11 protein-coding genes are annotated in these 12,203 nt (G+C 45.5%); 9 read left to right on the plus strand and 2 right to left on the minus strand.

The features are described 5' to 3' along the window. Positions 1-13: 13 nt before the first annotated feature. Positions 14-1,198: a hypothetical protein gene (locus H6571_12005; GenBank protein ID MCB9324451.1), complete on the minus strand. Its 1,185-nt coding sequence runs from the start codon at positions 1,196-1,198 to the stop codon at positions 14-16. A gap of 327 nt (positions 1,199-1,525) precedes the next feature. Between H6571_12005 and H6571_12010 the strand changes: the two genes are divergently transcribed. From H6571_12010 to H6571_12045, 8 genes are all read left to right on the plus strand, one after another. Then, positions 1,526-2,458 carry a TerC family protein gene (locus tag H6571_12010; protein MCB9324452.1) on the plus strand — a complete coding sequence of 311 codons (933 nt, stop codon included), beginning with the start codon at positions 1,526-1,528 and terminating at the stop codon, positions 2,456-2,458. A gap of 4 nt (positions 2,459-2,462) precedes the next feature. Beyond that, positions 2,463-2,933 carry a hypothetical protein gene (locus H6571_12015; GenBank protein ID MCB9324453.1) on the plus strand — a complete coding sequence of 157 codons (471 nt, stop codon included), beginning with the start codon at positions 2,463-2,465 and terminating at the stop codon, positions 2,931-2,933. A 36-nt stretch (positions 2,934-2,969) separates the two neighbouring features. Beyond that, positions 2,970-4,067 carry a hypothetical protein gene (locus tag H6571_12020; protein ID MCB9324454.1) on the plus strand — a complete coding sequence of 366 codons (1,098 nt, stop codon included), beginning with the start codon at positions 2,970-2,972 and terminating at the stop codon, positions 4,065-4,067. Between the two features lie 132 nt (positions 4,068-4,199). Further along, the gene (locus tag H6571_12025) at positions 4,200-5,018 is read left to right on the plus strand and encodes a TIGR02452 family protein (protein MCB9324455.1); all 819 of its coding nucleotides are present in this window, start codon (positions 4,200-4,202) and stop codon (positions 5,016-5,018) included. Between the two features lie 143 nt (positions 5,019-5,161). Further along, on the plus strand, positions 5,162-5,737 hold the full coding sequence (locus tag H6571_12030; protein MCB9324456.1) for a hypothetical protein: 576 nt from the start codon (positions 5,162-5,164) through the stop codon (positions 5,735-5,737). A gap of 248 nt (positions 5,738-5,985) precedes the next feature. Beyond that, positions 5,986-7,131 carry a sorbosone dehydrogenase family protein gene (locus tag H6571_12035; protein ID MCB9324457.1) on the plus strand — a complete coding sequence of 382 codons (1,146 nt, stop codon included), beginning with the start codon at positions 5,986-5,988 and terminating at the stop codon, positions 7,129-7,131. Between the two features lie 187 nt (positions 7,132-7,318). Continuing rightward, entirely contained in the window at positions 7,319-8,503 is a 1,185-nt protein-coding gene (locus H6571_12040; GenBank protein ID MCB9324458.1) for a sigma-54-dependent Fis family transcriptional regulator, read from the plus strand. 51 nt (positions 8,504-8,554) lie between these two features. Further along, the gene (locus tag H6571_12045) at positions 8,555-9,691 is read left to right on the plus strand and encodes a glycoside hydrolase family 18 protein (GenBank protein MCB9324459.1); all 1,137 of its coding nucleotides are present in this window, start codon (positions 8,555-8,557) and stop codon (positions 9,689-9,691) included. A gap of 202 nt (positions 9,692-9,893) precedes the next feature. Here the strand turns inward: H6571_12045 and H6571_12050 are convergent, their stop codons facing one another. Further along, complete coding sequence (locus tag H6571_12050) at positions 9,894-10,907, minus strand: pirin family protein (GenBank protein ID MCB9324460.1); 1,014 nt, start codon at positions 10,905-10,907, stop codon at positions 9,894-9,896. Between the two features lie 554 nt (positions 10,908-11,461). Between H6571_12050 and H6571_12055 the strand changes: the two genes are divergently transcribed. Continuing rightward, entirely contained in the window at positions 11,462-12,187 is a 726-nt protein-coding gene (locus tag H6571_12055) for a TIGR00730 family Rossman fold protein (GenBank protein ID MCB9324461.1), read from the plus strand. The last annotated feature ends 16 nt before the right edge of the window (positions 12,188-12,203 follow it).

Here is a 12,203-nt window from a genome sequence, read left to right on the forward strand (position 1 = left end):
GGAAGCAAGGCGTCTAAAAATCGGCCTGAAACCGGATGAGGTGGGCCAGTTCCTTATCATTGGGAGCAGGGGCTTTGAACGCAAAATCGGTGACCACGAAATTGTACAACACCCTGACGTATGGATTGAGGTACCAGTTAACGCCCAGGGTCACATCCTGTGTTTTTCCGGCCGTTTCCATCCCCTCAAAAGTAGTGTAGGCCCCTGGAGCATCCATCACCGAATAACGTCCCATCAGTTCGATGGCTCCAAAACCACCCTGGTCAATGGACCTGGAGGGATTCATTCTGTCGAACGTCCCGTTTTTATATGGACGATGCTCTCCGGTGACAAACCAGGTTAAAAAGGCATAATAACCGGTGACCTTAAAAGTCGTCTCATCCGTCATGATGGAGGATCTCTTGTATTCTCCCTGTACCAAAAACGGACCAACTCCCGCAGCGGCTTCCAGCCCCAGGCTCGTTCGGCGTTTCACATTACCGCCATCCTCAAAACTGACGATCACCCTTTCTCCGGTATGGTTCTCCGGTCTGGATTTCAGTTGATACCCGGACGCCTGGTCATTGGTTCTGTTATCGTAGTTTACCCCGAGGTGGAGCAAGGTATTTTTATCCTTATTTTGATAAGGTGCCCCGCTAAAACGGGCAATGAAGTTTCCGCCATGCTCCAGGCCGTTTTCATAAAAACCTGTCGTATTGACCCCGTTGAACGTATAGGCCAACTGCAACCCAGCCCTGTTGCCAAACCAATTGAAATTGCTATAGTGTACCCCTGACCCCCATCTAAAATCCTGCATATTGGTGAGCATTGCCCGCTCAAAAAAAGGAGTGTATTTGCTACTGGTCATCATATCAAGGCTGGTAGGTTCGGCCATACTTCCTACTGCAAAATCCCCGAACCGCCCTGCTGTGTACTGAAGATAAAGGTCCCGGAACCCCAGTTCGGCGCGGGCAAAATCAACTTCAATTTTATATTTGATCTTCTCTGCTGCGTTGCCCGCCACTGAAAAATGGACCCTGCGGAATTCATTTTTTGCCGTGGAGGTTTCGCCCATGGTCAAAAATTCAAAATCATACTGAATGCGTCCGTTGATCTTAAAGGTGGGTTTAAAGGATTGCGGGGTTTCCTGGGCCTCGGAAAGAAAGGCAATTCCTAGAAAGAAGAGGCTCGCAAAAAAGATGTATCTGTTTTTTTTCATGGCAAAATCTGCACTTTTGGGTATAAAAATTGTCCGGTATTTTAACGAAAGTCAAAAGTAGGCCATACCGAAAGGCTTATCAGTGATTCACATCACGCAAATAAAAAGGGGCACCTGCATTTTTTACCGGAAGTGAACTTTAAAACCTCAGCCCTTTTTCTGCTATTTTTTCCCACAAACTACCTTCGTCTCGTACAATTCCCAGTATCAAAGACCATTTATGGAGTCTTTCGACCAAAACCGTAATAATTTAGATGAACAATTGGACAAGGATTAAAATTTATGATACTTTGCGTGTTTACAGTATACACGCAACATTTATCAAATATGCTGGTCTGGATCATTTTTCTTTCACTCATTACGGTATTTCTCTCGCTTGACCTGGGCATATTCAACCGTGTTCCTCATATCATCAGTTCCAAAGAAGCTTCCTTCTGGACAGTCCTTTGGGTTTCCATCGCCCTCTCATTTTCAGGGGTAATTTACTGGGTTTACAGTGCCAACATTATTCACAACATCGACCAGTTGAGTGCCTCTGAGGCGACCATTAAATACATCACCGGATACTTGATCGAACTCTCTTTGAGTCTCGACAATATTTTTGTTATAGCCATTATTTTTTCTTCCTTCAAGGTGCCTATGAAATACCAACACAGGGTTTTATTCTGGGGAATCCTTGGAGCCATTGTATTCAGGGGGTTAATGATATTTTTCGGAGTGTACCTCATCCACAAATTCAGTTGGGTCACCTATATTTTCGGAGCCTTTCTGATCTATACTTCCTACAAGATGTTGGTGACTGAAGAAGAAAAGGAATTCAGGCCACGGGATTCTTTTGTGTACAAAACCTTCAAAAAATTCATCCCGGTCACCCGGAATTTTCAGGAAGAACACTTTTTTGTCAAAAGAAGACACATTATCGCTGCCACGCCACTTTTTATCGTGCTGATCATCATAGAATTTACGGATATTCTTTTTGCACTGGACAGTGTTCCGGCTATCCTGGCCATCACCTCGGATCCGTTTCTCGTTTTCAGTTCCAATATATTTGCCATCATGGGGCTGAGATCCATGTACTTCTTTTTGTCCAATATGATGGAAAAATTTGCTCACCTCAGATACAGTCTGATCGCCATTCTTACCTTTGTTGGCGTTAAACTGATCCTGACGGAATACGTCCATTTCCCGGAATGGGTCTCGCTGACCTTTATCGGGTTATCACTGGGTATCGGCATTGTTGTATCTTTAAGGCAAAAATAAATGTATGAGGGCTTTCAAATTCACCGCATTGTTATGCTGCTTTTTATTATTTTCCTGTCAAAATTCCCCGAACAAACAATCTGACAAAGGGCCGGAACTAAAAAATCTGAACTGGCTTCCGGGCAGTTGGGAACGCATCAATGACGAGGCCGGCAAACACACCTTTGAAATATGGGAGAAAGAAACGGAGCAGATTTACCGGGGGGTTGGATATACCCTGATGGAGGAAGATACCATTTTCAAGGAATATCTTCGCATCCTTTTCAAAGACGGCAAGGTTAACTATGAAGTGAGCGGAGTGAATGATTCTCCCACCGATTTTAAATTCATAGGCCAGTCTGAATACGCTTTTGCCTGTGAAAACCTCGAAAATGAATTCCCAAACAGGATAGAGTATATCTATCAAAACGACACAATTTTTTCCACGATCATGGGTGGGACAAATTCCATTGTTTTTGTTTTTGTGAGGCATTAGTCCTTTTAACCTGACAAGTTTTAAAAAAATAATCTGATGCAAGAGATCAAATCCATAGAAGCACTCATCGAGTTGCTGAAAACCCGCGAGATCACCCAATGCGCTTTTCAGTCCCTTGACCTGACCGGGGTGACCGACCTGGTCAAAAACGTTCGGTTCAAACACTGCCTTTTCCTGGGGTGTACCTTTGATGATGATTTTTTATTAAAAATTCAAAAAGACAACTATATCTTTCCGCACCTCGACGTACCTTTCAATGCCTACCCGAGCAAAATGTACACCCGTGAAACGCTGTATAACGGGTACGACCCGAAGAACCCGAAAAGTTATGAAAAGACCCTGGACAAGGTGATCTACGATTATTTTATGATCCACGGCAAAGAATCATCCAATATAAAGGAAACCCTGGCCCGGCGCCTCCATGACCATTCCATCACGGACGCCCTTTACGATTTCCTGGAACACTACGATGAACGCAAGATTGTCGCCATCATGGGTGGGCACGGGTTGAGCAGAACTTCCGAGAATTACCTCAAAATAACCCTGATTTCCAAAAGACTTACAGAAAAAGGGTATCTCATGATCTCCGGAGGAGGCCCGGGGGCGATGGAAGCCACCCACCTGGGAGCATGGTTTGCCGGTAAAACCGAACGTTTTTTGAAATCGGCCATCAAACAACTGAGCGTAGCCCCCACCTACAAGGATCCTCTTTGGCTGCCTTCGGCTTTTGAGGTCCTTGAAAAACACCCCACCAGTGACTACCAAAGTCTGGGCATCCCCACCTGGCATTACGGGCATGAACCCCCAACCCCTTTTGCCACCCACATCGCCAAATATTTCGCCAACAGCGTCAGGGAAGAAGGTTTACTCGCCGTAGCCAAAGGGGGCGTGATCTTTGCCCCGGGCAGTGCAGGCACCATCCAGGAAGTTTTTCAGGATATTGCTCAAAACCATTATGAATCTTTTGGTTATGCCAGCCCCATGGTGTTTTTAGATAAAGAATACTGGTCCTACGACCGGCCTATTTTTCCCATTATCGAACTCATGAAACACCGGGAAAACCTGGAAAACCTCGACCTCGGCATTTATGATGAAATTGAGGGAGTACTCGGACATATCAATAATTTCATCTGATGCCAAATTTTCCGCTAAGTTACCCCCCGACAATGGATCCACCGGACCAGATTTTTCGCCTTTTTTTTTTTATTAAAAAAAAAGCACTATTTTTATATTAACAATTCAATATAGTTACAATTTTTCAAACAAATGAAAAGAAGTACCAGGAGGGAAATAGCCAAAGACACTTTAAAAATATTAAAACAAGGCTATTACCTCAATGAGCAGGGGAAAACCATAGGAATTAAAGCCAGACAAAAATTCTCAACACAGCATACTCAGTTTTTCAAAGGGGAGGAACTTGAAGAAATGTTTTCCGGGTTAGGGCCTGAACAGCCCTTCAAAACCACCTTTGAAGTGACCGGAGAAAGCACTATTTCAGCCGTCTTACGCCTACAGGCAGAAGATGAAGATCCCCTCACACTAAATTTCGCCTCGGCAAAAAATCCCGGAGGAGGTTTTCTCAACGGAAGCGTTGCCCAGGAAGAAAGTCTGGCCCGTTCAAGCGGATTGTATTCCTGCCAGTTGAAGGGCGAAAAATACTATGCCATCCACAGAAATACCAAAACACCGTTTTATACCGACAACATGATCTACTCTCCAAAGGTGGCGGTGTTTAAAAACGACGACGGAGAATTTCTCGAGGATCTTGCTTTTACTTCGTTTATTACTTCCCCTGCGGTGAACGCCGGTGTGATAAAAAGAGAAGAACCTGAGCACCTTGACAAAGTTGAAGCAGCCATGAAGGGCAGAATCAAAAAAGTGCTGACCCTGGCTTATTCCAAAGGGCATAAAACACTGATCCTCGGAGCCTGGGGATGCGGTGTTTTTGAAAACGATCCGGCTTCCATGGCTAAATGGTTTCATGAGGTATTCCAAAATGAATTCGCGGGAAAATTTAAAAAAGTCGTCTTTGCGATTTACTCCAAAGAAGAAGTATTTATTCAACCGTTCAGGGATTTATTTTAGAGAACCATCCCCCCTTTTTATCAAATCTTAGGACAGTAATATATCCATTTTACAGTGTCCTAAGGTGGTTTTCTAGTGCCCGGATTACTTTCCTCCAGGTAAATGGAACAAGTTTACACATTCATCATTAAAAAAAACTACACATGAAAAATTTTATTGGTTTTTCCATGATCCTATTGTGCTGTTCCTATACGTCAAATGCCCAAAAAATCACTAAAGGTTACTTCCCTTACGTTTTGCAGGATTCTTTGCGCTGGGCCGGTTACGATCATTTTCTTGCCGACACCACCCTTAATCCCATGGTCAAGGCAGATAGCTGTTATAGTTTTGCCTTACATGAATATGAACTGGGGCAATTTGAACAAGCAAGAAATCTCTGCGAACTGAGCATCGGGTTTGCTTCTGACTGGCCAGAGCCTCATATTCTTATCGGAAAATCCTATGTATCAGGAAGAAAATTGTGCCTGAATCCAGAGCCTCCTGAAAAATACCTAAAAGGGGAAGCATTGTGGGTGGCCATGGATGAATGGGAAAAAGCCCTGCAAATAGGCGATAAAAGCGGGATGGCCGAAAAACTTATTGAATTTTATGCCCAGTACCTGCCCGACGAAGCAGCTTTTAAACTTTGTTATGGGGAAAAAACTTTGACGGAAAAAAATGATTTTTTCGTAAATTGCTGGATCCAAAGACATACCAAAGTAAGGTTTAGAAAAGAATAGTACGTTTAGGACTAAACGGTTTCAAATGGTTTCAGGTGAGTGAAGGGACAAAAATAAGTTGAACCATTTTGGGGCAGACTCCTCTTTAGGGTTGGGGCGAGCGAGGGCAATTATTCAATTGATCTTTGATCACCTGCTTAATTTCAGTGGGTTGTTTTTTACCCCGTGAAACCATTCGAAAATAGCCCTTTGGCAATGATCTTGTTATTGCATTCATTAAATTCTATACGAATACGAAGCAATTATTTATGAAAAACATCCTCTTTTTTGTACTCATCCTTTTCACCCTTAGTTCAGGATGCGGGAAATTAAACCCGCCACTGCCAAAATTTTTAAATAGTGCCGAAATCAGCCTCGATTCCATAAAACTGCCGCCGGGGTTCCACATTGAGGTATATGCCGCAGAGGTGGAAAATGCCCGGTCCATGGATCTGAGTCCCAATGGTACCCTTTTTGTGGGCACACGGAGTAAAGGCAACCTGTATGCCATTACCACTAAAGAAGGAGGCCTTAAAGCAGATAAAGTCTGGCTGCTCGGCGAAGATATGAATAAACCCAACGGGGTGGCCTTCAGGGATGGCGACCTTTACGTGGCCGAGGTCAACAGGATACTGAAATATCCGGACATCGAGGCTCATCTCCAGGACCCCCCGGAGCCGGTGATCGTTTACGACAAATACCCTACGGAAGATCATCATGGCTGGAAATTCATCGATTTCGGCCCTGACGGCAAGCTTTATGTACCTGTGGGAGCACCATGTAATATTTGCGATGAGGAAAATCCCATCTATGCGAGCATCACCCGGATCAATCCGGACGGTACCGGGCTGGAGATCGTGCAAAAAGGCATTCGCAATACCGTCGGCTTTACCTGGCATCCCGTGACCGGTGAGTTGTGGTTTACCGATAATGGCAGGGATATGCTCGGCGACGACATTCCCGCCTGTGAACTCAACCACGCTCCCCGGGATTCCATGCATTTTGGTTTCCCTTACTGCCATCAGGGCGATCTGGCCGATCCTGAATTCGGGGATAAACACCCTTGTTCGGACTTTACGCCCCCTGCGAAAAAGCTCGGCCCTCATGTGGCGCCCCTGGGCATCGAATTTTATACCGGCACTCAGTTCCCAGAAGCTTATCGTAACCAGATTTTTATCGCGGAACACGGATCATGGAACCGCAGCAAAAAAATTGGCTACAGGGTGATGATGTTAACACTGGACGGCAACGAGGTGGTGAGTTACGAACCCTTCGCCGAAGGATGGTTGAATGAAGAAAATGACAAAACATGGGGAAGACCCGTTGACCTTGAATTGCTGCCCGACGGCTCCATGCTGGTCTCTGATGATTACGCAGACGTGATCTACAGGATTTATTATGAAGCGTCTGAGTGAGAGGATGCGAGGATGGGAGGATGGGAGGATGGGACTGCCTGTTATTTTGCATGGGCATCTATCACAACTTTCTGAGGGTCGTTTGAAACATTTATTAAAATTATCCGTAATGTATTAAAAAGAGGTGCCGCTGTTTCTGGACAGCCGCACCGCAAAAATATACGGGTAAAGAATAAAACACTATAACATGGCCAAAGTACTGATTGTGGACGACGAAGGAAGTATTCGCCGGACGCTGAGAGATATTCTGGAATTTGAAAAATACGATGTCGATGAAGCTGCCGACGGGAAGGAATGCCTCTTCAAACTCACCAAAAGCGATTACGACATCATTTTGCTGGATATCAAAATGCCCAAAATGGACGGCATGGAGGTTCTGGATCGGTTGCAGAACCAAACACCCGACACCCCGGTGATCATGATCTCCGGGCATGCCAACATTGACACGGCCGTCGATGCCGTCAAACGGGGGGCTTTTGATTTCATTTCCAAACCACCGGATTTGAACCGCCTGCTCATCACCATACGTAACGCGCTGGACAAATCGAACCTGATCACGGAAACCAAATCGCTGAAACAAAAAGTAGCCAAATCCAAGGTGCAGCCCATCATCGGAAAATCTTCGGGCATCAGCCAGATCAAAAGAACCATCGAACAAGTGGCTCCCACCGATGCCCGCGTGCTCGTCACCGGCCCCAACGGAACCGGTAAAGAACTCGTCGCCAGATGGCTACATGAACACAGCTCCCGCAAGGACAAACCCATCGTTGAAGTCAATTGTGCCGCCATTCCCTCCGAATTGATCGAAAGTGAACTCTTCGGCCATGAAAAAGGTGCTTTTACCTCTGCTATAAAACAACGAATTGGAAAATTCGAACAGGCCAACGGCGGCACGCTTTTCCTCGATGAAATCGGGGATATGAGTCTTTCTGCCCAGGCCAAGGTTTTGAGGGCACTGCAGGAAAATGTCATTACCCGTGTCGGCGGAGAAAAAGAAATTCCGGTCAACGTGAGAATCGTAGCCGCCACAAATAAAAATCTGCGGGAGGAGATCGACCTTAGGCGATTCCGGGAGGATCTTTACCATCGCCTTGCCGTTATTATCATTCACGTCCCTTCCCTGAATGACCGAAGAGATGATATTCCCGAACTGGTGGAACATTTTAGCGATCAGGTTTGTAAACAGTATGATTGTCCGTTGAAAAAATTTGACGCCCAGGCCATTCGTGCCCTTCAAACGGTCAACTGGACAGGAAATATTCGCGAATTGCGCAACGTGGTGGAACGACTCATCATCCTCGGAGGCGATACCATTAGCCAAAAGGATGTGGAACAGCACGTCATTTCCTTGAGCGAAGTATCGACGCGATAAGGACGTAAAGGTTTTCAAGTACATGTAAAATCGGTATTAAAATCTCGTTTTATGAAAAAGACATTATGGTTCTTGGGGATCGCACTGCTTTTTACGGCATGTTTCCCAAAACAAACGCTCCCTACAAAAGGAACAGCCCAGGAAAGCCATTACATAGTCGTAGCCTATGTCACCGGATGGGAAAATAACTGGGGCGAGTATTTTGAGAAAGCCAACCAGGTGACTCATGTCAACTATGCATTTGCCAACATCAAAAACGGCAAGGTAGTAGAAGGCGATGAAGGCGATGCAGAAGATCTTAATAAACTCCAAGTACTCAAAGAGATCAACCCCGATCTGAAAATACTGATCTCCGTCGGTGGGTGGGGCTGGTCGGGTAATTTTTCCGATGCGGTACTTACCGAAGCCTCGCGCCAGGTTTTTGCCCAAAGCGCCGTAGATTTTATGCTCCGACACCAACTCGACGGCATTGACCTCGACTGGGAATATCCCGGACAGCGTGGTGCCGGAAATGTGTACCGGCCGGAAGACAAGGAAAATTTCACAGCAGTGCTAAAATTATTGAGAACCAAGCTGGATTCCCTTTCCCCGGAAGGAGCGCCTTACCTCCTCACTATTGCCACCGGCGCCAATCAAAACTACCTTGACCATACGGATATGAAAACTGCTCATCAGTATCTCGATTTCATCAATATCATGACTTATGATTTCCATGGAAGTTTTGAAAAAAAGACCGGGCACAACGCCAACCTTTATGTGTCAGAATACGATGACAATGAGCGGGTAATCAGCGCTGACATAGCCGTTCAACAGCATATCCTGGCAGGCATACCGGCCTCAAAAATCATCCTGGGGGTTCCCTTTTACGGCAAATGGTGGAAAGGCGTGAACCGGAAAAACAACGGGCTTTATCAGCCAGCCACAGGAGCTGCCGGCGGACACAATTTTCGTTTCATTAAAGACAGCCTGCTCACCAATAATGATTTTGTACAACTTTGGGACAGCACGGCACAAATACCTTACTTATGGTGTGAAAAAGACAGCCAATTCGTCACTTATGAAAATCCTGAATCCATTCGTCAAAAAGCAGCATTCGTCAAAAAACACCAGTTGGGCGGCATCATGTTCTGGCAGTATAACGGGGATGACGGAACGTTGTTGAAAGCGATTGACGATCATTTGAAGTGATGGTTTCAGATGGTTCCATGTGGTTCCATGTGGTCCCCGCACTACGTGCGCGAGGATCTTCCTTCGGTCCATTCCAGGGAAGTTTCCCGTGTATTGAATTCTTTCCTACAAAACCCAATTCCATCCATCCTACGATCCAACAAATCATGATCCTGACCATTGCAAGGCACAAGCCGGTAAAAGGCTCTGCCGAAAGGGCCTTTCATTGTTCTTCCCTTCTTCCATCTGCATGCAATGCAAAACGGCCCTGGTCCCGATCGTGTACCTGTTCTTGCTTTGGCCATGGCCAGCCGCCGAATTCCGTTCGCCGGTAATCATCGAAAGCCTGCCTGATCTCTTCTTCGGAATTCATCACAAAAGGCCCATATTGAACTACGGGCTCGTCGATCGGAACCCCCTGGAGTAAAAGGAAAAAAGACTCTTCCGATCCGTTTTGGAGATCAATCTCCTCGTCAGCCTTGAGGTTGACAAGGTATTGTGGCGTAAGGTTTTGATCCTCAACAGCCAGACTTTGTCCTTTATAGTAAAAGAGCGTCCGGTTGGCATTGGCCACAGAAGCCGGAAGCGTCCATTGGGCTCCGGCATCCATGCGGATGGTCAGCACCCAAACGGCATTTTCAGGATCAGCGGCCCAGGAGTCGGGGGTAGGATCAAGCGCTTTGATGCCTTTCACTTCCCCTGCAACGATCTGTACCTCTGTAACCTTGCCATTGTCATCTTTTTCTTTCAGAACAGGAATATGCTCCCGCCACAACATTTTAAAATGAGGGTTCACCATTTTTTTTGCCCTGGGAAGATTCAGCCAGATCTGGAAAAGCTCGGTCGTATTGCCTTTATTCCTGTGGACGAGGGGAAACATTTCTGAATGCTGAACACCGGCACCGGCAGTCATCCATTGGGTATCTCCGGTTCCGAATCTTCCCGCTGCCCCCAGTGAGTCCGTATGGTCAATAAAGCCTTCCCGCGCAATAGTAATGGTTTCAAAACCACGGTGTGGATGGTAAGGAAACCCAGGTACTTTTTTGCCGTGATACATGCGCCATCCGTCTTTGATCGTAAAATCATTACCGACATTTCGCCCGGCAAGATGGTCCGCATCAACCCCCATGTGCTCGTTCCCGGCAGGAAACTCATCACGGTGATGTACACAAAACAAAAAAGGATCCTGTGTCTGCCATGGAAAACCAAGAGGTTTTACTGAAAGAATTTTATTCATGTCAATTTTTATTGGTGTTCATTTTCTATAACAAAAGGAACCGGGGATGGTTTAAAAAGTTTAACCAGGAAAATCCAATCGATTGATTTTGTCGAAAGAAATGTTTGTAAGGTTGTTTTTTACTCTTGAAAATGGCAAAGCACGAGCCGGCCGGACAGGAGCCCTGGACTTTTATACGTTTACAACAGGTGTTTGTAACGAGCTTTGATTTTTTCAATAAAATCTTGTAAATGGTCTTTTGTTTCTTGAAATTTGCGAGCCACTAGCCCGCCGGGCTGCGCACAAGCCAATCCTGCCAATCCCAAAATCCTACAAATCCTGGTCCTGACCATTGCGAGGAACGAGCCCATTATGTTTTTGAACTTTTCCACTTTATCCTTGTTATTTCATTCCTACACTTGATAAAGTGGTCAGAAATGCTTAAAATAGCAGTTCTTTGTCTCCGGAAAAGCCTGTCATCAAAGCTGACAGGCTTTTTTCGGCTAAAAATAAATGTAAATTGGCCATTCGTCGCGCTTTTGATGATTACCCGGATGGCCAAAAAATAAAGAATTATGGTAGATGATAATTTAACGAAAGGGAAAAAACTCCCTATGAAACAGTGGGGAAAGCAAATTAAAGGCGAAAATGCCTGGACCATGTTCAAAATGGTTTCTGAATTTGTCGAAGGCTTTGAAACCCTGAACCAACTTGGACCATGTGTTTCCATTTTTGGATCCGCAAGAACCAAAGCTGATAATCCTAATTACAAACTGGCCGTAGATATTGCCCGGCTCCTGACTGAGGAAGGTTATGGAGTCATCACAGGTGGCGGGCCCGGTATTATGGAGGCAGGGAACAAGGGAGCTCATATCTATGGCGGAAAATCCGTAGGGCTCAATATTAACCTTCCTTTTGAACAGGGCCACAACCAATACATTGATTCCGATAAAAATCTGGACTTTCGCTATTTCTTTATCCGGAAAGTGATGTTCGTAAAATATGCACAGGCTTTTATTGCCCTGCCCGGAGGTTTTGGCACCATGGATGAATTGTTTGAAGTACTGACGCTCGTGCAGACCGGAAAAATATCAAAAGTACCTGTCATCCTCGTCGGAAGCCAGTATTGGACAGGCCTTAAAAGCTGGATCAGGGAAATGATGCTCGAACAGGAAAACAACATCAACGAGATAGACCTTGATCTTATGCCCATTACGGATGATCCGGAAGAAGTGGTCAGAATCATTCGGGAATTTTACGCAGAGAAGGACGATGAATTATCGCCCAATTACGATATTTAAACCCACAAAAAAAAAG

The organism is Lewinellaceae bacterium, from assembly GCA_020636105.1.
Classification (GTDB): domain Bacteria; phylum Bacteroidota; class Bacteroidia; order Chitinophagales; family Saprospiraceae; genus BCD1.